Annotated in this window: 22 protein-coding genes and 1 pseudogene; 9 read left to right on the top strand and 14 right to left on the bottom strand. The window is 71.9% G+C overall.

Features of this window, described 5'->3' with window-relative positions:
• The first annotated feature begins 78 nt into the window (after positions 1-78).
• Complete coding sequence (locus ACFYYH_RS23150) at positions 79-783, top strand: 3'-5' exonuclease (protein ID WP_388554126.1); 705 nt, start codon at positions 79-81, stop codon at positions 781-783.
• Between the two features lie 86 nt (positions 784-869).
• On the opposite strand, the gene ACFYYH_RS23145 is transcribed toward ACFYYH_RS23150, so the two are convergent.
• Positions 870-1733: a phosphotransferase enzyme family protein gene (locus ACFYYH_RS23145; protein WP_388554501.1), complete on the bottom strand. Its 864-nt coding sequence runs from the start codon at positions 1731-1733 to the stop codon at positions 870-872.
• Positions 1734-1891: 158 nt separating this feature from the next.
• Between ACFYYH_RS23145 and ACFYYH_RS23140 the strand changes: the two genes are divergently transcribed.
• The 7 genes and pseudogenes from ACFYYH_RS23140 to ACFYYH_RS23110 all read left to right on the top strand — a co-directional run bounded on the left by ACFYYH_RS23140 (position 1892) and on the right by ACFYYH_RS23110 (position 8985).
• Positions 1892-2875 carry a carbohydrate ABC transporter permease gene (locus ACFYYH_RS23140; protein ID WP_388554124.1) on the top strand — a complete coding sequence of 328 codons (984 nt, stop codon included), beginning with the start codon at positions 1892-1894 and terminating at the stop codon, positions 2873-2875.
• Positions 2872-3711 carry a carbohydrate ABC transporter permease gene (locus ACFYYH_RS23135; protein WP_388554122.1) on the top strand — a complete coding sequence of 280 codons (840 nt, stop codon included), beginning with the start codon at positions 2872-2874 and terminating at the stop codon, positions 3709-3711. The genes ACFYYH_RS23140 and ACFYYH_RS23135 overlap by 4 nt, the downstream gene beginning before the upstream one ends.
• Before the next feature lie 29 nt (positions 3712-3740).
• On the top strand, positions 3741-5075 hold the full coding sequence (locus ACFYYH_RS23130; protein WP_388554120.1) for an ABC transporter substrate-binding protein: 1335 nt from the start codon (positions 3741-3743) through the stop codon (positions 5073-5075).
• A gap of 21 nt (positions 5076-5096) precedes the next feature.
• Positions 5097-6340 (top strand): annotated as a pseudogene (gene mgt, locus ACFYYH_RS23125) (macrolide-inactivating glycosyltransferase).
• Between the two features lie 349 nt (positions 6341-6689).
• Complete coding sequence (locus tag ACFYYH_RS23120; protein ID WP_388554117.1) at positions 6690-7970, top strand: S8 family peptidase; 1281 nt, start codon at positions 6690-6692, stop codon at positions 7968-7970.
• A gap of 111 nt (positions 7971-8081) precedes the next feature.
• Positions 8082-8630 carry a DUF1697 domain-containing protein gene (locus ACFYYH_RS23115; RefSeq protein WP_388554115.1) on the top strand — a complete coding sequence of 183 codons (549 nt, stop codon included), beginning with the start codon at positions 8082-8084 and terminating at the stop codon, positions 8628-8630.
• Positions 8623-8985, top strand: a complete 363-nt coding sequence (locus tag ACFYYH_RS23110; protein ID WP_388554112.1) for a DUF4440 domain-containing protein — start codon at positions 8623-8625, stop codon at positions 8983-8985. Before ACFYYH_RS23115 ends, ACFYYH_RS23110 begins: the two co-directional genes overlap by 8 nt.
• 126 nt (positions 8986-9111) lie before the next feature.
• Here the strand turns inward: ACFYYH_RS23110 and ACFYYH_RS23105 are convergent, their stop codons facing one another.
• The 13 genes from ACFYYH_RS23105 to ACFYYH_RS23045 all read right to left on the bottom strand — a co-directional run bounded on the left by ACFYYH_RS23105 (position 9112) and on the right by ACFYYH_RS23045 (position 21046).
• The gene (locus ACFYYH_RS23105) at positions 9112-9951 is read right to left on the bottom strand and encodes a sirohydrochlorin chelatase (protein ID WP_388554109.1); all 840 of its coding nucleotides are present in this window, start codon (positions 9949-9951) and stop codon (positions 9112-9114) included.
• Positions 9952-9956: 5 nt separating this feature from the next.
• The gene (locus ACFYYH_RS23100; protein WP_388554107.1) at positions 9957-10910 is read right to left on the bottom strand and encodes an ABC transporter permease; all 954 of its coding nucleotides are present in this window, start codon (positions 10908-10910) and stop codon (positions 9957-9959) included.
• Positions 10897-11688: an ABC transporter ATP-binding protein gene (locus tag ACFYYH_RS23095; RefSeq protein ID WP_388554105.1), complete on the bottom strand. Its 792-nt coding sequence runs from the start codon at positions 11686-11688 to the stop codon at positions 10897-10899. The genes ACFYYH_RS23100 and ACFYYH_RS23095 overlap by 14 nt, the downstream gene beginning before the upstream one ends.
• A gap of 101 nt (positions 11689-11789) precedes the next feature.
• Positions 11790-12905, bottom strand: coding sequence for an aliphatic sulfonate ABC transporter substrate-binding protein (locus tag ACFYYH_RS23090; protein WP_388554103.1), 1116 nt, complete (start codon positions 12903-12905; stop codon positions 11790-11792).
• Positions 12906-13166: 261 nt separating this feature from the next.
• Entirely contained in the window at positions 13167-14546 is a 1380-nt protein-coding gene (locus ACFYYH_RS23085; RefSeq protein ID WP_388554101.1) for a sulfate adenylyltransferase subunit 1, read from the bottom strand.
• Between the two features lie 2 nt (positions 14547-14548).
• A complete protein-coding gene (gene cysD / locus ACFYYH_RS23080) occupies positions 14549-15487 on the bottom strand; it encodes a sulfate adenylyltransferase subunit CysD (protein WP_388554098.1) in 939 nt (312 codons plus the stop codon).
• A complete protein-coding gene (gene cysC / locus ACFYYH_RS23075; RefSeq protein WP_388554095.1) occupies positions 15484-16080 on the bottom strand; it encodes an adenylyl-sulfate kinase in 597 nt (198 codons plus the stop codon). Before cysC ends, cysD begins: the two co-directional genes overlap by 4 nt.
• Positions 16077-16778, bottom strand: coding sequence for a phosphoadenylyl-sulfate reductase (locus ACFYYH_RS23070; RefSeq protein WP_388554092.1), 702 nt, complete (start codon positions 16776-16778; stop codon positions 16077-16079). Before ACFYYH_RS23070 ends, cysC begins: the two co-directional genes overlap by 4 nt.
• A 5-nt stretch (positions 16779-16783) precedes the next feature.
• Complete coding sequence (locus ACFYYH_RS23065; protein ID WP_388554090.1) at positions 16784-16960, bottom strand: hypothetical protein; 177 nt, start codon at positions 16958-16960, stop codon at positions 16784-16786.
• 31 nt (positions 16961-16991) lie between these two features.
• Positions 16992-18689, bottom strand: coding sequence for a nitrite/sulfite reductase (locus ACFYYH_RS23060; protein ID WP_388554087.1), 1698 nt, complete (start codon positions 18687-18689; stop codon positions 16992-16994).
• Between the two features lie 117 nt (positions 18690-18806).
• The gene (locus ACFYYH_RS23055) at positions 18807-18890 is read right to left on the bottom strand and encodes a putative leader peptide (RefSeq protein ID WP_342671247.1); all 84 of its coding nucleotides are present in this window, start codon (positions 18888-18890) and stop codon (positions 18807-18809) included.
• Between the two features lie 123 nt (positions 18891-19013).
• Positions 19014-19580: a GNAT family N-acetyltransferase gene (locus tag ACFYYH_RS23050; RefSeq protein WP_388554084.1), complete on the bottom strand. Its 567-nt coding sequence runs from the start codon at positions 19578-19580 to the stop codon at positions 19014-19016.
• A 230-nt stretch (positions 19581-19810) separates the two neighbouring features.
• On the bottom strand, positions 19811-21046 hold the full coding sequence (locus tag ACFYYH_RS23045; RefSeq protein WP_388554081.1) for a GAF domain-containing protein: 1236 nt from the start codon (positions 21044-21046) through the stop codon (positions 19811-19813).
• Positions 21047-21142: 96 nt separating this feature from the next.
• On the opposite strand from ACFYYH_RS23045, the gene ACFYYH_RS23040 reads away from it, so the two are divergent.
• Positions 21143-21403 (top strand): hypothetical protein, encoded by a 261-nt coding sequence (locus ACFYYH_RS23040; RefSeq protein ID WP_388554078.1) that lies wholly within the window; start codon positions 21143-21145, stop codon positions 21401-21403.
• The last annotated feature ends 45 nt before the right edge of the window (positions 21404-21448 follow it).

The following is a 21448-nucleotide window of genomic DNA, read 5'->3' as shown; positions in this document are numbered from 1 at the left end:
CCACGGCGTTGTCAGTGGCGCGTGGCAGGGTGAAGGTCCAACGGGGGAAGCACCACCGCACCATGAGGGAGGGCCACGATGACTTGGCATGGGGAACCACTGGTCGGATTCGACCTGGAGACGACCGGCACGGAGCCGCTGGAGGCGCGGATCGTGACCGCCGCCGTCGTCGAGGTCCGGGGCGGCGAGGTGATACGGCAGCGGACCTGGCTGGCCGATCCGGGTATCCGTATCCCCGCCCAGGCGTCCGCGGTCCATGGCATCAGCAGCGAACGGGCGGCGGCCGAGGGGCGTCCCGCGGCCGAAGTGGCCCAGGAGGTCGCCGAGGTGCTCGGGGAGTACTGGGCGCGCGGAGTGCCGGTGGTGGCGTACAACGCGCCGTTCGATCTGACGCTGCTCTCCGCCGAGCTGCGCCGGCACGGACTGGCGCCGTTCGCCGGGATCGGCCCGGTGATCGACCCGTACACGATCGACCGCGCCGTCGACCGCTACCGCCGTGGCAAGCGCACTCTGGAGGCGGTCTGCGCGGAGTACGGCGTGGTGCTGGACAGCGCGCACGAGGCGGGCGCGGACGCCCTGGCGGCCGTCCGGGTGGCCACCGCGATAGCGGACCGGCACACCTCGGTGGCGGAGCTGACCCCGGCTCGGCTGCATGAGCGTCAGATCCAGTGGTACGCCGAGTGGGCGGCGGACTTCGAGCGGTTCCTGAGGAAGAAGGGGAACGCGGACGCGGTGGTCGACGCGGCCTGGCCGGTGCGCGAGCCAGTGGCGTCGAGGCCCTGAGCGGGCTCCGGGCACGGTCCTCGTCCCGGCGCGGCCTCGCGCCCCGTCCTCCGGGTCCCGTCGGGTCCTGCCGGGTCCGCCGGGCGTCAGAACGGGTACCAGCGGACCTCGGGGTCGTCGTCGCGCAGTGAGGCGACCCGCCGGCGGAACTCCGCGAGCGCCTGGGGGTTGGTCGGCGCGTGCTGGGCCACCCAGGCGCAGCTCGCCGTCTCGCGGGCGCCGCGCAGGACCGGACAGCCCGGCCACGCGCGGACATCCCAGCCGTAGGACGTGGTGAAGGTGTCGTACGCCTCGGCGGGCAGCCCGTACCGGTCACGGGAGAGGGCCATCACCACGAGGTCGTGCTCCCGGAAGTCCATGGAGAACGTCTCCAGATCGACCAGGACCGGTCCTCGCGGGCCCACATGGACATTGCGCGGCAGCGCGTCGCCGTGGATCGGACCCGGGGGCAGATGCGGGGTGAGCGAGGCCGCGGCCCCGGCGAAGCCGTCCCGGCGGCCACGCAGGAAGTCGGCGTCGGCCGGGTCGATCGCGTCGCCCGCGATCCGCAGCCAGCGTTCGACACCGCCCAGCAGTTCACGGCGGGGGAGCGTGAGGTCAGGAGCGGGCAGCGCGTGGACGAGCCGGAGCAGGGACGCCAGATCGCCGGGGCCCGCGGGCCGTACGGCCTCGGGCAGCCGGTGCCAGAGCGTCACCGGGTGGCCCTCCACCGACCGGGGGTGCGGCTCGGCGGCCCGCACGGCCGGAACGCCGGACTCCGCGAGCCAGGACGCGATGGCGACTTCACGCCGCGCGCGGTCCAGCAGCTCGGGGTGGTCCTCGGCGTTCCGCCCGACCTTGACGATCAGCTCGCCGGCGGCGAACACCGCGTTCTCCCCGAGGGAGAGCAGCTCCGCGCCGTCCGGCAGCCCCGTCGCGGCCAGGATCTCCCGCGCCCGTACCTCGTCCATCGTCCGCCCACTCACTTCCCGTCGGCCTTCCCGTCGGCCGGTCCGCGCAAGTCTCGCATCCGTGCCGGCCGTCTTGACGGACGGAGACCCCGTCAGCACGATGACGGGGGCCGCCGGGGCGGCCGGACCGTCACACGCCGCCCGAAGGAGTCGAATCCGTGACATCGGCGACCACGGTGGAGCGATCCGGGAAGGACGGGCCGGACGGGGACCGGCCGGGCGGCCGGCGGCCGGGCGGGGCACGGAGCGGCGGCGGGCGGCCGGGAAGGCCCCTGGACCACGGCGCCTGGTTCCTGGTGCTGCCCGCGCTGATTCCGATCCTGCTGCTGAGCGTCGGACCGCTGCTGTACGGCATCGCGCTCGCCTTCACCGACGCGCAGTCCGGCCGTACCGAGCCCACCCGGTGGATCGGCGCACTGAACTTCCAGGACCTGCTGCACGACACCCTGTTCTGGGACTCGTTCGGGATCGGCCTGCTGTGGGCGGCCGGGGTGACCGTGCCGCAGTTCGTGCTCGCGCTCGGTCTCGCCCTGCTGCTCAACCAGAATCTCCGCTTCCGGTGGCTGGCCCGCTCCCTGGCGATCATTCCCTGGGCGATGCCGGAGGTGGTCGTCGGCATCATGTGGCGGCTCGTCTACAACGCCGACGCGGGCATCCTCAACGAGACCCTCCGGGATCTGGGCCTCGGCGAGGGGCGGGACTGGCTGACCGGACTCGCCACCGCCCTGCCCGCGGTGATCGTCGTCGGCATCTGGGCCGGTATGCCGCAGACGACGGTCGCCCTCCTGGCCGGCCTCCAGAACACCCCGGGGGAACTGCACGAGGCGGCGGCGCTGGACGGCGCGGGCGCCTGGCGCCGGTTCCGTACCGTCACCTGGCCCGCGCTGCGGCCCGTCGCGCTGGCCGTCACGGCGCTCAACTTCATCTGGAGCTTCAACTCCTTCGCCCTGGTCTATGTGCTGACCAACGGCGGACCCGGCGGGCGTACCAGACTGCCGATGCTCTTCGCGTACGAGGAGGCCTTCCGCTACGGCCAGTTCGGCTACGCGGCGGCCATGGGATGCGTGATGGTGGCCGTGATCGCGGTGATCCTCGCGCTCCGGCTCGCGGGACGGCTCGGACAGGGGGAGGACGGGCGATGAGTCCGCGTACCGGTGGACCGGCGCGGGCCGGGCAGTATCTCGCGCTCCTGTGCTATCTCGTCTTCCTCGCCCTGCCCTTCCTCTGGCTGCTCTCCACGGCCTTCAAGCCCGCCAGGGAGCTGGGCAGTCTCCATCCCACCTGGATCCCGCGCGATCCCACGCTGGGCAACTTCCGGCAGGCCTTCGAGGAGCAGCCGCTGCTGCGGGCCGCGGGCAACAGCCTGACCGCCGCCCTGGCGGCGGCCCTGATCGCCGTGCTCATCGCCACCCCGATGGCCTATGTGACGGCCCGTCGGCGCGGCGGGCTCTCGGGGGCGGTCACCGGCTGGGTGGTGATCAGCCAGGCGTTCCCCTTCGTGCTGGTGATCATCCCGCTCTTCCTGGTGCTCAAAAATCTGCGGCTGATCAACTCGCTGACCGGGCTGGTCCTGGTGTACGTCGTCTGGGCCCTCCCGTTCGCGCTCTGGATGCTGAGCGGCTATGTCCGGGCCCTGCCCGCCGAGCTGGAGGAGGCGGCGGCCGTGGACGGCGCGGGAAGGCTCCGTACGCTCGTCTCGGTCACCGGGCCGCTGCTGGCCCCCGGTATCGTCGCCACGGCGCTCTTCGCCTTCATCACCGCGTGGAACGAGTTCTTCTTCGCCCTCGTCCTGCTCAAGTCCCCGGAGAAACAGACCCTGCCGGTCGTCCTCACCCACTTTCTGGGGGCGGAGGGCGTCGCCGATCTCGGGCCGCTGGCCGCCGCCGCGTTTCTCGCGACGCTGCCCTCACTCGTCGTCTTCGCGATCATCCAGCGGCGGATCACGGGCGGGATGCTCGCCGGGGCGGTGAAGAGCTGATGGGCCGCCGGACGCGGTCGCGGCCGGATATGCGGACCCGGCCCCGGATCCTGACCCGGACCCGGACCCGGCAGGTCCTGGTCATGGTGGCCGCCCTCGCCCTGCTGCTCGGGGGCTGTGCCGGCGGTGACGGCGGCGGGGACGCGCACGGCGGGCGGATCACCCTGCGCTTCCAGTCCCTGGCCTGGCAGGACGAGTCGGTCCGGGTCACCAGGGAACTGGTGCGGGAGTGGAACGCGGCCCATCCGGAGATCCGGGTCGAGTATGTCCAGGGGAGCTGGGACAGCGTCCATGACCAACTGCTCACCTCCTTCGAGGGCGGTGAGGCACCGGACATCATCCATGACGCCTCCGACGATCTGGCCGACTTCGCGTACGGCGGCCATCTCACCGATCTGGGGCCCCTGCTGCCCGACCGCCTGAAGCGGGACATCCCGGAGCGGAGCTGGGACGCGGCCACCTTCGGTGAGGGTGTGTACGGTGTGCCGTTCCTCCAGGAGCCGCGTGTCCTGATCGCCGGCACGAGGATCCTCGAATCCTCCGGGGTGCGTGTCCCGACCGTCGAACGGCCCTGGAGCTGGCCGGAGTTCCGGCGGATCACCCGGGAGCTGACCGAGCGGACGGGCCCGGGGACGTACGCGGTCGCCTGGCCGCTCAAGGACCCCGTCTCCGCCACGCTCAATCTGGGGCTCTCGGCCGGCGGGCGGCTCTTCCACCGGGGCGCGGACGGGAAGGTGACGATCCGGTTCACCGGCGGGGACGGAGTGGTCCCCGACACCATCCATGACCAGGTCAACCGGGACGGGAGCGCGTCCGGGGCCACCCTGGGCATGGGCGGTTCCGACACCCTGCCCGGTCTGTTCGCCGGCAAGTACGCGATGGTCCCGCTGGGCTTCTCCTACCGTCAGCAGATCGTCCAGCAGGCACCGGAGGGGTTCGAATGGACCGTACTGCCCGCTCCGGCCGGTGAGGGCGGGAGCCTGGCCCAGGGGGTGAGCCCGCAGACCCTCTCCGTGGCCGAGGACAGCCCGTACAAGAAGGAGGCCGTGCGGTTCATCGACTTCCTGCTCGGGCCGGAGAACATGGTGCGGCTCGCCAAGGGCGACTGGATGCTGCCGACCGGTACGCGGGCGCTCCGGGATCCGTCCCTGCGGGTGGCCGAGGACGGCTGGGCGACGGGGGCGGCGCTCGCACGGGAACTGCGCCCGGCCCCCGCCCAGTCGGTGCGCGGCTATCCCGAGTGGAAGGACAAGGTGGCGACGCCGGCGCTCCAGGAGTACTACAGCGGGGCGATCGACCGCGCCGAGCTGGAGAAACGCCTGGTCGAGGACGGGAACAGAGTACTGGCCCGCTATCAGCGCTGAGGGGGGCGCACGCTTACTGGATTGCACGAGACGTATCGTCTCGTTACGGTGCTGTCATGACCCCACCGCAGCCCGCCCATATCGCCATGTTCTCCATCGCCGCCCACGGACATGTGAACCCGAGCCTCGACATCATCCGGGAGCTGGTGGCCCGGGGCCATCGCGTCAGTTACGCGATCCCCGCCTCCTTCGCCGAGAAGGTGGCGGCGACCGGTGCGGAGCCGGTGCTCTACACCTCCGTCCTGCCCGGCCCGGACGACGATCCGGAGGCCTGGGGCACGGAACTGATCGACAACCTCGAACCGTTCCTCGACGACGCGGTCCAGGCGCTGCCGCAGCTCGCCGCCGCGTTCGAGGACGACCGGCCCGATCTGGTCCTCAGTGACATCACGTCCTTTCCGGCGCCGGTCCTCGCGCACCGCTGGGGCGTCCCGTATCTCCAGCTCTCGCCGAACCTGGTCGCCTGGGAGGGGTACGAGAAGGAGGTCGGCGAGCCGATGATCGCGGAGCTGATGTCGACCGAACGCGGCCGGGCGTACCGGGCGCGGTTCGCGGACTGGCTCGCCGGGCAGCGTATGGACCACACCGACCAGGACCGGCTGGTCGGCCGTCCCGGCCGCTCCCTGGTGCTGATCCCCAAGGTGCTCCAGCCCCATGCCGACCGGGTGGACGAGTCGGTCTACACCTTCGTCGGCGCCTGCCGTGACGAGCGGGCCGGGCAGCAGGAGTGGCGGCGGCCCGCCGGGGCCGAGAAGGTCCTGCTGGTCTCGCTCGGCTCGGCCTTCACCAAGCAGCCCGCGTTCTACCGGGCGTGCGTCGAGGCCTTCGGCGCGCTGCCCGGCTGGCACGTGGTGCTGGGGATCGGCGCCCATGTGGACGAGTCGGAGCTGGGTGAGGTGCCCGCCACCGTGGAGGTGCGCCGCTGGGTGCCGCAGCTCGCCGTGCTCCGGCAGGCCGACGCGTTCATCACCCACGCGGGCGCGGGCGGCAGTCAGGAGGGGCTCGCGACGGGCACGCCGATGGTCGCCGTACCGCAGGCCGTCGACCAGTTCGGCAACGCCGACATGCTGGTCTCGCTGGGGGTGGCCCGGCGCCTCGACACCGGGGCGGCGACACCGCGGGCCCTGCGCGCGGCGGTTCTGGAGCTGGTCTCCGACCCGGAGGTGGCCAGGAGGCTGGCGGAGATCAAGCGCGGGATGGCGGCGGAGGGCGGCACGCGGAGGGCGGCGGACCTGATCGAATCGGCGCTCCCGGCGGCTTCCTGACGGTCCGCGGGTCCGCGCTGTGGTTCTCCGCCCCGAAAGGTGGGGTTGAGATCAGGCCATATCATTCTCCGTTCCGACGCCCCGGAGCGGTGCTCCGTCCCGCTCCGGATCCGGTCGCATCCCCGACAAGGAGGATCGAAGCCCCCTACAGCTAACGGTGGTTAACGGACGGGCTCGGCGCTTTCCGGACTGGCCGGTTTCCTGTGGGGGATCGATGTTTACCTGTTCACGGCCGTCTGTGGGCCTTGATCTGCACGCGTCAATCGGTCAGGGTTTCGAGCCAGTCCGGCGGAGACCTTCCGTCCGCCGGACGATCCCCCCACAGAAGATGACGAGGAGCCCCCTCTTCATGGCAACTCCACAGCGTGCGACCGGATTCAAACTCACCGCCGCCCTCACCGCCGTCGCCGCGGCGGCCGGAATCACCGCGCTCACCTCCCCCACAGCGGGCGCGGCTCCGGCACAGGGCGTGGTGTACGGCGCCGACGCCCAGGGCGCGGTGGCCGGCAGCTACATCGTGATGCTGCGCCAGCGGGACGGCCGGCAGGCGGACGGGCGGCAGGCGGACGGGCGGTCCGGCGACACCGCCAAGACAGCCAAGACCGACAAGACCGACAAGACCGCCAAGCGCGAACTGGCCGAGGAGTACGGAGGCCGGCTCCAGCGGAACTACACCACGGCCGTCAACGGCTTCTCCGCCGACGGACTGACCGAGACGGAGGCCAAGCGCCTCGCCGCCGACCCCGCCGTCGCCAAGGTCGTCCAGAACAAGACCTTCACCATCAACGCCACCCAGGCCGACCCGCCCTCCTGGGGCCTCGACCGCGTCGACCAGACCACGACCGCCGGCGACAACGCGTACACCTACCCGGACAGCGCCGGTGAGGGGGTGACGGCGTATGTCATCGACACCGGTGTCCGGATCACCCATCAGGACTTCGAGGGCCGCGCCGGCTACGGCTACGACGCCATCGACGGCGACAACTCCGCCGACGACGGCTACGGCCACGGCACGCATGTCGCCGGCACCATCGCCGGCGCCGCGCACGGCGTCGCCAAGAAGGCGAGGATCGTCTCCGTACGGGTCCTCGACGACAGCGGCTTCGGCACCACCGAGCAGGTCATCGCCGGGATCGACTGGGTCGCCGCGAACCACCAGGGCCCGTCCGTCGCCAATATGAGCCTCGGTGGCGGCGCCGACCCGGCCCTGGACGAAGCCGTACGCAACGCCATCGCCTCCGGGGTCACCTTCGCCGTGGCGGCCGGCAACGACTCCAGCGACGCGAGCCTCACCTCGCCGGCCCGGGTCGAGGAGGCCATCACGGTCGCCTCGTCCACCCTGGAGGACGGACAGTCGTACTTCTCCAACTACGGCGCGATCGTCGATCTCTACGCCCCCGGCTCCAGCATCACCTCGGACTGGAACAACAGCGACAACGCCATCAGCACCATCTCCGGCACCTCGATGGCCACGCCCCATGTCGCCGGCGCGGCGGCCCTGTATCTCGCCGGGCACCCGGACGCCACGCCGGACCAGGTCGCCACGGCCCTGACCGACGGTGCCACGCCCGACGCGATCACCGACGCGACGGCGGGCACCGCCAACAAGCTGCTCAAGATCGTCGAGTAGCCGTACGACCCGCGGAACCGGCGGCCGTCGCGCTCTCCCCCCACGGGGCGCGGCGGCCGCCTCGCTCGTGCCGGGCGCCCCGGGCGCGGCCCCGCGTCCTATCGTGTGCTCATGACCACGGCATACGCGGCGCTCCTGCGCGGAATCAATGTCAGCGGCCACAGACGGGTCCCGATGGCCGACCTGCGCGAGCTGCTCTCGGAACTGGGCCACCGCGAGGTCCGTACCTACCTCCAGAGCGGAAACGCGGTCTTCACCAGCGACTGCGACGACGAGAGCGCCCTCGCCGCCGGTCTGGAGCGTGCCATCGAGCGGCGCTTCGGGTTCACCGTCGACTGTCTGGTGCGCGGCGCCGCGTATCTGCGGGAGGTCGCCGAGCGGTGCCCCTTCCCCGCCGCCACCCTGGAGGGCAAGCAGCTCCACGCCACCTACTTCTCCGAACAGGTGGACGCGGGACGGCTCGCCACGATCGACAAGGCTGCCTATCTCCCCGAGGACTTCGGCCTGGGGGACCGGGTGCTGTATCTCTACACACCCGACGGCCTCGGGCGCTCCAAGCTCGCCGGGGCGCTGGCCGCACCCGGCCTCCTCCCGGGCGTCACGGCCACCAGCCGCAACTGGAACACCGTCGTCAAACTGGTGGAGCTGACCCGTGGCTGACCGCGCCTCCGCTATCTCGTCCGCCATCCAGGCCGAACTGCGGCTGCTCGACCCGGTGGTCCGCGCCTCCGCGGACCTGCTCGGGGGACTGCTCCATCCGGACTTCAGGGAGTTCGGTGTCTCGGGCCGCGAGTGGGACCGCGACGCGCTCGTCGCCGCGCTCACCGCGCAGGGCGCGCCCGGACCCCGGCCGATCACCACATCCAAGATGCGAGGCGTCCAGCTCGCCCCCGGCGTGGTGCTGCTGACCTTCGACACGGATGTCAACGGCCGCCGGGCCCACCGCAGTTCGGTGTGGCGGCTGACCGAGAGCGGCTGGCTGCTCTACTTCCACCAGGGCACCCCGTACGACTGACCCCGCGCCGTACGGCTGACCCCGCACTGACCCCGCACCGTACGACTGACCCCGCGCCGTCCGTCCGTCCGTCCGTCTGTCTGGCCGGCCGCACGCCGTCCGTCCCGCGCGGTCACGCCGGGCGGGTCACGCCGGGCGTGCCAGCCGTATGAGACCGTCCGGGGCCGCCGCCCGCTCGTCGTAGCGGCGCAGCAGCAGCCGCGCCAGCTCCGGAGCCGCGCCCAGGACGCTGGCCAGCACATCGGCGCCGCCCTCCCGGGCGCCGGCCGCGATGCGGTCGGGCAGGAAGCCGGGGGCGATGACATACGGCGCCACGGCGATCCTCCGTACGCCTTCGGCCCGCAGCGCCCGCACCGCGTCCTCGGTGCGCGGCAGCGACGCGGAGGCGAACGCGGGCCGCACGGCGCACCAGCCGGTGCGCCGCCACTCCCGGGCGATACGGGCGATCACCGCGATCGCCTCCGGGTCCGAGGAGCCCGCCGAGGCCAGCACGACCCCGGTCGAGGCACGGTCGGCGGGCCTGAGTCCCGCCTCGTACAGCCGCCGCTCCAGCGCCTCGACCAGCAGTGGCGACGGACCGAGCACCTCGGCCGACCGCACCCGCAGACGCGGATGGCGCGCCCGCGCCTCCCGCAGTACGGCCGGGATGTCGGCCTTGGCGTGGAACGCGCGCGTCAGGAGCAGCGGCAGGACCACCACGTCCTCCACGCCCTCCCCCGCCAGCCGGTCCAGCAGCCGTGGCACGGCGGGGGCGTTGAAGTCCAGGAAGCCGGTCTCCACCCGCAGTCCGGGCCGCAGCGACCGCAGCCGCCGGGTCAGCGCGTGCACGGTCGCGGCATGGCGCGGATCGCGGCTGCCGTGCGCGACGACCAGCAGCACGGGAGGCGGCACGGGCCGCGGCACGGACCGCCGGACCGACGACAGGACGGACGACAGGACCGAAGGCGGTACAGAGGGGTGGTGCATGAGAATCAGCTCTTCACGAGAAGACCGCGGCCGCGCAGCACCCGCCGCTCCAGCGGGCTGAAGATCAGCAGGTCGATGGCGATACCGACGATCAGGATGAGGACGATGGCGAGGAACACCATGGGCATACTGCCGACTGTACGGCCGTTCTCCAGCAACTGGCCGAGCCCCACCCCGAGATCGGGCGAGGACGCGATGATCTCCGCCGCCATCAGCGAGCGCCAGGAGAACGCCCAGCCCTGCTTCAGCCCCGCGAGATAGCCGGGCAGCGCCGCCGGCATCACGATGTGCCAGGTGCCGCGCAGCCCCGTCGCGCCGAGCGTACGCCCGGCCCGCAGGAACAGCGGCGGCACCTGATCGACGCCGGAGACCAGGCCGTTGGCGATCGAGGGGACCGCGCCGAGCAGGATCACGGCGTACATCATCGAGTCGTTCAGACCCAGCCAGATCACCGCGGGCGGCACCCAGGCCACCGACGGCAGCGACTGGAGCCCGGACAGGATCGGGCCGATGGCCGCGCGGACGAACCGCACCCGGGCCACCAGCAGCCCGAGCGGCGTACCGATCACCAGCGCCAGCAGGAAGCCCAGCAGACCGCGCGAGACGCTGGTCCAGATATAGCCGAGCAGGGTGCCCTGGGCCCAGGCGTCGGCCACCTCGTCCCACACCGCCGACGGCGACGGCAGCTTGTAGTCGTCGGTGACCTTCGCCCAGACCAGGATCTGCCACACCACCAGCACCAGCGCGACGGCGACGAGGGGCGGCAGGACCTTCTGGACGAGTGTCTCGCGCAGGGGCGCGCGCCGGGTCTGTACGGTCTCCAGCGCGTCGAGCCCGGCCTCCAGACCCGCCAGATCGTGGTGCGCGGCGGCGCCCCCGGCCCCGCCCGTGGCCGGGTCCCCCGGCGCGGGACCCTCCGGCGCCGTGTCCTTCGGCGCTGTCGTCTCAGTGCTGCCCATGGCGGCGGATCTCCCCACGCAGTTCTTCGGTGATCTCGACGGACAGCTCCGCGACGGCGGGGTCCTCGATACGGCGCGGCTGCGGAATGTCCACACGCCACTGATGGGCCACCCGGCCGGGCCGCGACGACAGCAGGACGACCCGCTCGGCCAGCCGCACGGCCTCGCGCACATTGTGTGTGACGAACAGCACCGACAGCTTCGTCTCGCGCCAGATCCGGGTCAGCTCGTCGTGCAGCACATCCCGGGTGATGGCGTCCAGCGCCGCGAACGGCTCGTCCATCAGCAGCAGTTGGCTGTCCTGGGCGAGCGCGCGGGCCAGCGCGACCCGCTGGCGCATACCGCCGGACAGCTCGTGCACCCGCTTGCCGTACGAGCCCTCCAGCCGTACGAGACCGAGCAGCCGCTCCGTCTCGCCGCGCCGCTCCTGCTTGGGCACCCCGCGCAGCCGCAGGGCCAGTTCGATGTTCTTGCCCGCGGTCAGCCACGGGAACAGCGCGTGCTCCTGGAACATCAGGGCCGGCCGCCCGCCGGGTGTCTCGATGGACCCGGCGGACGGCCGGTCCAGCCCCGCGACCAGATTGAGCAGGGTGGACTTGCCGCACCCGGACGCTCCCAGGAGGGTGACGAACTCGCCCGGGGCGACATCGAGGGTGATGTCGTCCAGGACGAGCTGCTGCCCGGCCGGCGTCACGAAGGTCTTCGAGACGTGCGCGATACGGGCGGCGTGGTCCACCGCCGGGGTGCTGTCGGCGGCCTTGGCGAGAGCTGTCGCCATGGTCGTCACCTCCTGGGGACGGTGTGGGAACGGAACGGGATCACGCGGACACGGTGGCCGCGACGGATACGCCGGACAGGCCGGACGCGGCGGGCATCCGGCTACTTGACGCCGAGACCGGCGTCGGCGACCTCGGGCTGTCCCGCCGCCGTGAGCACCTTGTTCAGGGGCCGCAGGTCGTAGATGCCGGCCAGGTCGGGCTTCTCCAGCAGACCGGCCTTGACCGCGTGGTCGGCCTCCGCCTGGAGCGTCGCGGCCAGCGGGTCGTTGATGATCTCGATCGACTCCCACGCCGGGTCGAGCACCTCCGGCGGCAGGGCCTTGCCCGAGAGCGTCTTCAGCGCCTCGTTGGCCGCCGCCTTGGCCTGGGCGTCATTGGCGTTGATCCACTCGTTCGTCTTCACCGAGGCCCGCAGCACGGCCTCGACCACGTCCGGGTGCTCGCCGAGGAACTTCTGCGACACGATGATGTTCGTGATCACGAACTTCTTGTCCGGCCACAGGTCGGACTCGTTCAGCAGCTCCTTGGCGCCCTCGGAGATCAGCTTGGACGCGGTCGGCTCCGGCACCCAGGCGCCGTCGATGGAGCCCGCCTTGTAGGCGTCGGGGGTGATCTTGTTGTCCGTACGGACGACGGACACATCGCCCTTGCCGGACTGGGCGTCGACCTTCCAGCCCTTCTCGGAGATCCAGTTGAGGAAGGCCACGTCCTGGGTGTTGCCGAGCTGCGGAGTGGCGATCTTCTTGCCCTTGATGTCGTCCAGGGTCTTGATCTTCGCCGGGTTCACCACCAGCTTCACACCGCCGGAGGCCGAACCGCCGATGATGCGCAGGCTCTTGCCGCCCGTCTGGGTGTAGCCGTTGATGGCGGGGGAGGGGCCGATGAAGCCGATGTCGATGCTGCCCGCGTTGAGGGCCTCGATCTCGGAGGGGCCCGCGTTGAAGGTGGACGGCGCCACCTTCGTGCCGCCCAGCTCCTTCTGGAAGAGCCCCTCCTGGATGCCGACGAGAGCCGTGGCATGGGTCAGGTTCGGGAAGTAGCCGATCTTCACCGTGTCGGCCGAGAGCGCCTTGCCCGTGACGGCGGGGGCGACCTTGTCGTCCTCGGTGTCGGAGTCCGAGCCGTAGCCGCAGGAGGTGAGCGCGACGGTGAGCAGGGGCAGTGCGGTGGCGACGGCGGCGAGACGACGGCGCGCGAGGGAGCGGGAGGCTGGCACGGGAGGGGTTCCTCTCGTTGGCCCGGTGCTCACGCCCTTCCGGAGTACGGGGGCGGGACCGGGAAGTCGGCAGGTCTTCGGGGGTGCGGGGGGTCGGGGTGGTGCGACGGACACGGAGACGGCAGGTGGGGGGTGCGGGCGCGCGAGCGGTGCGCGTACGTCATCGCACACATCGCGCCACCCCGCCCGTTCCCGCGCCGAGGGCGCCGCTGCCGACGCGGCCGCCCTCCTTCGCGAAGGTCGCGTACATGTCCCTCACCATCAGAAGTCCCAGGCGTCGTGGTCGGCGGCGTCGGCGTCGGCGGTGCCCGCGGCCCCGGCGGCCCCGTCGGTGAACGCGTCGCCCGCCATGCCGGCGGTCAGCGTCGTACCGTCCGCGGGGTCGATCAGCAGAAAGGAGCCGGTGCGCCGGGAGTCCGCGTAGGCGTCGAGCGCGAGGGGCTCGGCCGTACGGACCCGGACCCGGCCGATGTCATTGGCGACGAGCCGCCCCGGCGCCGGATGCTGGGAGAGATCGTCCAGCGTCAGCCGCGACGGGATCTCCTTCACGATCGCCTTGACCGTACGGGTGGTGTGCTTCAGCAGCACCCGCTGGCCCACCACCAGCGGCGCGTCGGCGACATGGCAGACGGTCGCCTCCACGTCCTGGGTGGTGGCGGGCGCGCCGGCGCTGGGGGCGATCAGATCGCCGCGCGAGATGTCGATGTCGTCGGCGAGCCGGAGGGTCACGGACTGCGGGGCCCAGGCGAGGTCCACGCTCCCGCCCAGCGCGTCGATGGACTCGATGGTGCTCGTGCGGCCCGAGGGCAGCACGGTCACCGGGTCGCCCACCCGCAGGACCCCGGAGGCGATCTGGCCCGCGTAGCCGCGGTAGTCGGGGTGCTCGGCGGTCTGCGGGCGGATCACGTACTGCACCGGGAAGCGCGCCGGGGCGCCGGTCAGATCATGGCTGACGGGCACGGTCTCCAGATGCTCCAGCACGGTCGGGCCGCCGTACCAGTCCATGTGCGCGGACGGCTCCACGACATTGTCACCGGCCAGCGCCGAGATCGGGATCGCCGTGACCTCGGGTATGCCCAGCGAGGCCGCGTACGCCGTGAACTCCTCGGCGATGGCGGCGAACACCGGCTCCTCGTACCCGGCCAGATCCATCTTGTTGACCGCGAGGACCACATGCGGAACGCGCAGCAGCGCGGCCACCGCGGCGTGCCGGCGGGTCTGCTCGACCACACCGTTGCGGGCGTCCACCAGGACGACGGCCAGCTCCGCGGTCGAGGCGCCGGTGACCATGTTCCTGGTGTACTGCACATGCCCCGGCGTGTCCGCGAGAATGAACCGCCGCCGGGGCGTGGCGAAGTAGCGGTAGGCGACGTCGATGGTGATGCCCTGCTCGCGCTCGGCCCGCAGGCCGTCCGTGAGCAGCGCCAGATCGGGGGCGTTCTGGCCCCGGCTGCGGGAGGCGTGCTCGACGGCCTCCAACTGGTCGGTCAGCACCGACTTGGAGTCGTGCAGCAGCCGGCCCACCAGCGTGGACTTGCCGTCGTCGACGGAGCCCGCGGTGGCGAAGCGCAGCAGTGTGGTCGCCGGGCGCCCCTCGGCGAACCCGGCGAACTCCGCGGACGGCTCGGTGGTGCTCGTCATGGCTAGAAGTACCCTTCGCGCTTGCGGTCTTCCATCGCGGCCTCGGACAGCTTGTCGTCGGCGCGGGTCGCGCCGCGCTCGGTCAGCCGGGAGGCGGCGATCTCCGCGATCACCGCGTCGAGCGTGGTGGCGTCCGAGTCGACCGCGCCCGTGCAGGACATGTCCCCGACCGTGCGGTAGCGCACCTGGCGCCGCTCGACGGTCTCGGACTCCCTGGGGCCGCCCCAGTCACCCGCGGTCAGCCACATGCCGGAGCGCCGGAAGACCTCGCGCTCGTGCGCGAAGTAGATCCGGGGGAGTTCGATCCCCTCGCGGGCGATGTACTGCCAGACGTCCAGCTCGGTCCAGTTGGAGAGCGGGAAGACCCGGACATGCTCCCCGGGGGCGTGCCGGCCGTTGTAGAGCTGCCACAGCTCGGGCCGCTGCCGGCGCGGGTCCCACTGGGAGAACTCGTCGCGCAGCGAGAACACCCGCTCCTTGGCGCGCGCCTTCTCCTCGTCGCGCCGGCCGCCGCCGAAGACCGCGTCGAACCGCTCGGCCTGGATCTTCTCGGTCAGCGGGACGGTCTGGAGCGGATTGCGGGTGCCGTCGGGCCGCTCCCGCAGCTTCCCCGCGTCGATGTACTCCTGTACGGAGGCGACATGCAGCCGCAGCCCGTGCCCGGCCACCGTACGGTCCCGGTACTCCAGCACCTCGGGGAAGTTGTGCCCGGTGTCCACGTGCAGCAGCGAGAACGGCACCGGCGCGGGCGCGAACGCCTTCAGCGCGAGATGCAGCATGACGATCGAGTCCTTGCCGCCGGAGAAGAGGATCACCGGCCGCTCGAACTCCCCCGCCACCTCACGGAAGATATGGACCGCCTCGGACTCCAGGGCGTCGAGATGGCTCAGCGCGTACGGGGCGCCGGTGCCCTCGCTCACGGCTGCGACGGTCGTGGTCACGCGAGACCCCTCTCGGTGAGCAGCGCGTGGAGCGCGGCGGCGGACTCCTCGACGGACTGGGTGTGCGACTCGATCCGCAGATCCGGCGACTCCGGGGCCTCGTAGGGGTCGTCGACCCCGGTGAGCCCGGAGATCTCGCCCGCCGCCTGCCGGGCGTACAGCCCCTTCACATCGCGTACGGAGCACACCTCGACCGGCGTGGCCACATGGATCTCCAGATAGCCGGTGGACTCGGTGTGATGGCGCTTGCGCACCGCCTCGCGGCTGTCCGCGTACGGCGCGATCACCGGCACCAGCGCCTTGACGCCGTTGGACGCGAGGAGTTCCGCGACGAAGCCGATGCGCTGGACATTGGTGTGCCGGTCCTCGCGGCTGAAGCCGAGACCGGACGAGAGGAACTCCCGGATCTCGTCGCCGTCGAGCACCTCGACCCGGTGGCCCTCGGTACGGAGCCGGCCGGCCAGTTCGTACGCGATGGTCGTCTTGCCCGCGCTCGGCAGCCCGGTGAGCCAGACCGTGGCGCCCCGCTCCGTCACAGCCCGCCCCGTCGCACTCAACCGCCGCTCCTCGCGATCGCGCTGATGGTCCGTCATCCGTGCAGTCCGCATTCGGTCTTGGAGCGTCCGGCCCAGCGTCCGGCGCGCGCGTCCTCGCCCTCCAGCACCCGGCGGGTGCAGGGGGCGCACCCCACGGAGGCGTAACCGTCCGTCAGCAGCGGATTGGTGAGCACGCCGTGCTCGGCGACGTACGCGTCCACGTCGTCCTGCGTCCAGCGGGCGATCGGGGAGACCTTGACCTTCCCGCGCTTCTCGTCCCAGCCGACGACCGGGGTGTTCGCGCGGGTCGGTGACTCGTCGCGGCGCAGCCCGGTGGCCCAGGCGTCATACCCGGTCAGGCCCTCTTCCAGGGGCTTGACCTTGCGCAGGGCGCAGCAGAGGTCGGGGTCGCGGTCGTGCAGCCTCGGGCCGTACTCGGCGTCCTGCTCGGCGACGCTCTGGCGCGGGGTGAGGGTGATGAGGCGGACCTCCATCACGGCTTCCACCGCGTCACGGGTGCCGATGGTCTCGGGGAAGTGGTAGCCGGTGTCGAGGAAGACCACATCGAGGCCGGGCAGCACCCGGGAGGCGAGATGGGCGACCACCGCGTCCTCCATCGAGGAGGTGACGCAGAAACGTTTCCCGAATGTCTCCGTGGCCCAGCGCAGAATCTCCGGGGCGGAGGCGTCCTCCAGTTCCCGTCCCGCCCGCTCGGCGAGGCCCTTCGGACCGTCGGTCTCCGTCAGTGCCGTCATGGCCGTCACGTCCCTTCCTGTCCGTCGCTCCGCTGGAGTCCGCGCGACAGCAGCCCGAGGAACTTGAGCTGGAAGGCCCGGTTGCACGCGGCGCACTCCCAGGCGCCGTGGCCCTGCTCATGGGGGCGCAGGTCCTCGTCGCCGCAGTAGGGGCAGTAGAAAGGCGCGGCGCGCTCGCTCATGTCCGCTCCTTCCGCCGTGGTCCGCCGAGGCTCACGACAGCGCCTCCTCCGACGCGCGGGCCGCCCAGGCGGCGAAGCGCTCGCCGTCCTCGCGCTCCTTCTGGAAGCGGCCGAGTACCCGCTCGACATACTCGGGCAGCTCTTCGGACGTGACCTTCAGCCCGCGGACCTTGCGGCCGAAGCCGGCCTCCAGACCCAGCGCGCCGCCCAGGTGCACCTGGAAGCCCTCGACCTGGTTGCCGTGCTTGTCCAGGACGAGCTGGCCCTTGAGGCCGATGTCCGCCACCTGGATACGGGCGCAGGCGTTGGGGCAGCCGTTGACATTGATGGTGATCGGCTGGTCGAAGTCCGGGAGGCGGCGCTCCAGTTCGTCGATCAGCGTGGCGCCGCGCTGCTTGGTCTCGACGATCGCCAGCTTGCAGAACTCGATACCGGTGCAGGCCATGGTGCCGCGCCGGAACGGCGAGGGCTTGACCCGCAGGTCCAGCGCTTCGAGACCGGCCACCAGTGAGTCGATCCGGTCCTCCGCCACATCGAGGACGATCATCTTCTGCTCGACGGTGGTACGCAGCCGGTCGGAGCCGTGTGCCGCGACCAGTTCGGCGATCTTCGTCAGGGTCGGGCCGTCCACCCGGCCGACGCGCGGCGCGAAGCCGACGTAGAAGCGTCCGTCCCGCTGGCGGTGCACACCGACGTGGTCGCGCCACTGCTGTACGGGCTGCGCCGGCGCGGGACCGTCGATCAGTTCGCGCTTGAGGTACTCGTCCTGGAGGATCCGGCGGAACTTCTCCGTGCCCCAGTCGGCGACCAGGAACTTCAGCCGGGCGCGGGTGCGCAGCCGGCGGTAGCCGTAGTCACGGAAGATCCCGATGACTCCGGCCCATACGTCCGGCACCTCGTCGAGCGGGACCCAGGCGCCGAGCCGCTGCCCGATCTTCGGGTTGGTCGACAGGCCGCCGCCGACCCACAGGTCGAAGCCGGGGCCGTGCTCGGGATGCTCCACGCCGACGAACGCGATGTCGTTGATCTCGTGCGCCACGTCCAGCAGCGGCGACCCGGAGATCGCCGTCTTGAACTTGCGCGGGAGGTTCGAGAACTCCTTGGTCCCGATGAAGCGGGCGTTGATCTCGTCGATGGCCCAGGTGCCGTCGATGATCTCGTCCTCGGCGACCCCGGCGACCGGTGAACCGAGGATCACCCGCGGTGTGTCCCCGCAGGCCTCGGTGGTCGACAGGCCGACGCCCTCCAGACGCCGCCAGATCTCCGGCACGTCCTCGATCCGGATCCAGTGGAGCTGGATGTTCTGCCGGTCGGTGATGTCCGCCGTCCCGCGCGCGAACTCCTGCGAGATCCCGCCGATGGTCTTGAGCTGCTCCGTGGTCAGCCTGCCGCCGTCGATCCGTACCCGCAGCATGAAGTACTTGTCGTCCAGCTCCTCCGGCTCCAGGATCGCGGTCTTGCCGCCGTCGATCCCGGGCCTGCGCTGGGTGTACAGCCCCCACCAGCGCATCCGGCCGCGCAGATCATTGGGGTCGATCGAGTCGAACCCGGCCTTGGAGTAGATCGTCTCGATACGTGTCCGTACGTTGAGACCGTCGTCGTCCTTTTTGAACTGCTCATTGCCGTTGAGCGGAGTGAAGTGGCCGACGGCCCACTGGCCCTCGCCGCGGTGACGGCTCACCTTGCGGCGGGGCGTGGCGGTGGACGGCTTTTCCGGGGTGGCGGCCATGGCGGGTACGTCCTTCGAGACATGCAGGAGGGCGGCTCTGAGCCGCACACTCGCGCGGAGGCGCGTCGGTGCGCGGCGGGGACAGAGAATGAGGAGAGCGCGGCGGTACCGGGACTCTCAGCCTGCCGGACAGATGGCGCTGGACAGGCGGCCGAGATCGACGTGCCGCCGACTCACCAAGGCTATTCCAGCTCGAGACATGACGGAAGCGTGTCACGCGTATCTCCGGGCAGTCCACCACTATCCATCATGTGGACGTGAGTGTCCCGCTCTGCGAGACGATATGGGGCCTCTGGCGCACGGCGGGGGCGTGCGGGACGGGCCTCAGACCAGGGCGCCGGGCCAGGGGCCGGGGGCCGCCACCTCGGGCTCCTCGGTGGCCCTGGTGTCGAAGAGCGTGAAGCCGCGGCGCAGATAGTTGGCCAGGGCGTGCGGCCCGTCCTTGGAGCAGGTGTGCAGCCAGACCCGCTTGGTGGGCCCGGCCCCGGGGTGGCGCTCGGCCAGGTCCCACGCCCGCGCCACCCCGTACGAGAGCAGATGACCGCCGATGCGCCGGCCGCGGAAGGCCGGGATCAGCCCGAAGTACGCGATCTCGACCGTGCCCTGCGCCTGCGCCTCCAGTTCGAGATAGCCGGCCGGGGTGCCCTTCTCGTACGCGACCCAGGTCTCGACGCCGGGCCGGGCGAGGAGCTCCTGCCAGCGGGCGTACGAGTACGTCAGCCGGTCCGTCCAGCGGACGTCCCCGCCGACGGCGGTGTACAGGAACCGGCTGAACTCCGGCGAGGGGATCTCGGCCCGTGCGATCCGCACCTCGCCCGGGGGCTCGGCGGCGGGCCGCAGATCGGCGGGCGAGGTCTGCTCCAGGGACCAGGTGGTCACGGTGATGCTCATACGCGCCAGCGAATCACGCGCCGGCGACGCACGGGAACCCGCCCCCGCGCCGCTCCGCCGCCGCCCCCGCGCCGTCCGCGCGCGCCCACGCGCACCGGAGCCGGGCCGGGGCGTACGGGGGCGGCCGGAGCCCGCACGGGCGAGCGGGGCGTACGGGGACGGCCGGAGTGCCGGAGTGCGCGGACCCGGCGGGGGGCAGGGGGGCGGGGGGCGCGCGGGGCGCGTGGGGCTCAGGGGGCCGGCGGGCGGCGGGCGCTCAGAACGGCGGGGGCCTGGGAGTGCGGCAGCAGATCCACCGGGTCCTCCGGCCGTACCACCGCCACCTCGATCCCCTCGCTGAACCGGTACGGCCGGTGCGCCAGCACGCCCGACAGATGCCGCCGCACACGGGACAGCTCCGCCCGCACCGTCACCGTACGGGTGGGGTCGCCGAAGACATCCGCGGCCAGCTCCGCCGCGCTCCTGCCGTTCCGGTGCACGGCCAGCAGATAGAGCAGCTCGGCATGGCGCGGGCTCAGCTCCTGGGTCCAGCCTCCCGCCGGTCCGGAGACCGCGACCGACGAGCGCCGGGGGCGGCTCAGATCCAGCACGACGCGGCTCGGGATCTCCTCCCGGGGGCGCTCCTCGTCCACCTGGATCAGCCAGCCGCCGGGCAGCGGCTCGACCGTGCACATGCCCAGGGACGGCAGCAGGACCCGGCCCGCCCGGAACGGCGTGGGCAGGATCAGCCGGTCCACCGGCGCCATGCCCGTGACGGCCGCCGTCCACCCGTGCGCGTCGACCGCCAGGGCGCGGCCGCCGCCCAGCCGGCACATGATCGGCGCGGCCACCGAGCGCAGCCGCTCGACGGCCCGCCCGTGCCGCTCGCGCAGCTCACCCTCCGCGAGCCGGGCCATCGAGCTGACCAGCGCCAGGGTCATCGGATGGAAGGTCCGCGCGGGACCGCTCACATCGACCACGCCCAGCAGCCGTCCGTCCCGGGGATCGTGGACGGGGGAGGCCGCGCAGGTCCAGTTGTGCAGCGTGTGCACGAAGTGCTCCGCCGCGTGCACCCGTACCGGCCGGCGCACCGCCAGCGCCGTGCCGATGGCATTGGTTCCCGTGGAGCACTCCGACCAGGCCGCGCCCTCCTCCAGACCGATCCCGTTCGACCGGCGCAGCCCCGCCGGGCCGCCCGTGCGCCACAGCACCCGTCCCTCGTCGTCCGTGACCACCAGGATCTGGAGCGAGGGCTCGATGATCTCGCCGAGCGTTCCGCTGAGCGTCCGCAGCACCTGGCCCAGCACGGTGGTGCGCCTGCGGTGCTCCAGTTCGTCCGGCTCCAGCAGCGCACCGCAGGCGTAGCGTTCCGGATCGGCGCCGATCCGGAACATCCGTCTCCAGGAGGCGTCGATCACCGGTCTCGGAGCCACCGGCGGCCGTTCACCGGCGAGCACGGCGTCCCGTATCCGGTGGAGCAGCCGCATGGCTCGGGCGCTGTCCGTCGTGGTGAGCCTGGCCAGGTCGAGCGGTCCGTCGCTGAACCGGGCGGGCTCGGGCGACGGGTACCCGGACGGTCCGTCATGGAGAGGAACGTCGAGAGGGAGGCGGGGAGGAGCGTCGAGAGGGAGGCGGGGAGGAGCGTCAAGAGGGACGCGGGGAGGAGCGTCGAGAGGAACCTCAAGAGGGACGCCGGGAGGGACGCGGGGAGAAATGTCGTCGAGAGGCGTGGTCCTCACCGTTTCGTCCTTCATCGGGCTCCCTCCGCCACGAGCGACGCTGAATCGGTTCTTCTGCAACGGCCTGCAACCCTGGTGAACCACGGACGGGGTGCAAGAAGGTGACTACAGGTCAGGGGTGGTGCCGTGTCGGCGCAGCACCACCCCTGG

Source organism: Streptomyces sp. NPDC002018, assembly GCF_042890865.1.
GTDB lineage: Bacteria > Actinomycetota > Actinomycetes > Streptomycetales > Streptomycetaceae > Streptomyces.
This window is presented reverse-complemented; position numbering and strand designations above follow the sequence as displayed.

Bases quoted from the DNA above. Each gene is read 5' to 3' on its own strand.
- ACFYYH_RS23040 (WP_388554078.1), top strand. From the start codon at position 21,143: ATGGAGAGGAACGTCGAGAGGGAGGCGGGGAGGAGCGTCGAGAGGGAG.
- ACFYYH_RS23145 (WP_388554501.1), bottom strand. From the start codon at position 1,733: ATGGACGAGGTACGGGCGCGGGAGATCCTGGCCGCGACGGGGCTGCCG.
- ACFYYH_RS23105 (WP_388554109.1), bottom strand. From the start codon at position 9,951: ATGCACCACCCCTCTGTACCGCCTTCGGTCCTGTCGTCCGTCCTGTCG.
- ACFYYH_RS23085 (WP_388554101.1), bottom strand. From the start codon at position 14,546: ATGACGAGCACCACCGAGCCGTCCGCGGAGTTCGCCGGGTTCGCCGAG.
- ACFYYH_RS23100 (WP_388554107.1), bottom strand. From the start codon at position 10,910: ATGGGCAGCACTGAGACGACAGCGCCGAAGGACACGGCGCCGGAGGGT.
- ACFYYH_RS23115 (WP_388554115.1), top strand. From the start codon at position 8,082: ATGACCACGGCATACGCGGCGCTCCTGCGCGGAATCAATGTCAGCGGC.
- ACFYYH_RS23045 (WP_388554081.1), bottom strand. From the start codon at position 21,046: ATGCGGCTGCTCCACCGGATACGGGACGCCGTGCTCGCCGGTGAACGG.
- cysC (WP_388554095.1), bottom strand. From the start codon at position 16,080: ATGACGGACCATCAGCGCGATCGCGAGGAGCGGCGGTTGAGTGCGACG.
- ACFYYH_RS23130 (WP_388554120.1), top strand. From the start codon at position 3,741: ATGCGGACCCGGCCCCGGATCCTGACCCGGACCCGGACCCGGCAGGTC.
- ACFYYH_RS23065 (WP_388554090.1), bottom strand. From the start codon at position 16,960: ATGAGCGAGCGCGCCGCGCCTTTCTACTGCCCCTACTGCGGCGACGAG.
- ACFYYH_RS23135 (WP_388554122.1), top strand. From the start codon at position 2,872: ATGAGTCCGCGTACCGGTGGACCGGCGCGGGCCGGGCAGTATCTCGCG.
- ACFYYH_RS23095 (WP_388554105.1), bottom strand. From the start codon at position 11,688: ATGGCGACAGCTCTCGCCAAGGCCGCCGACAGCACCCCGGCGGTGGAC.
- ACFYYH_RS23150 (WP_388554126.1), top strand. From the start codon at position 79: ATGACTTGGCATGGGGAACCACTGGTCGGATTCGACCTGGAGACGACC.
- ACFYYH_RS23060 (WP_388554087.1), bottom strand. From the start codon at position 18,689: ATGGCCGCCACCCCGGAAAAGCCGTCCACCGCCACGCCCCGCCGCAAG.
- ACFYYH_RS23050 (WP_388554084.1), bottom strand. From the start codon at position 19,580: ATGAGCATCACCGTGACCACCTGGTCCCTGGAGCAGACCTCGCCCGCC.
- ACFYYH_RS23055 (WP_342671247.1), bottom strand. From the start codon at position 18,890: ATGTCTCGAGCTGGAATAGCCTTGGTGAGTCGGCGGCACGTCGATCTC.
- ACFYYH_RS23120 (WP_388554117.1), top strand. From the start codon at position 6,690: ATGGCAACTCCACAGCGTGCGACCGGATTCAAACTCACCGCCGCCCTC.
- ACFYYH_RS23070 (WP_388554092.1), bottom strand. From the start codon at position 16,778: ATGACGGCACTGACGGAGACCGACGGTCCGAAGGGCCTCGCCGAGCGG.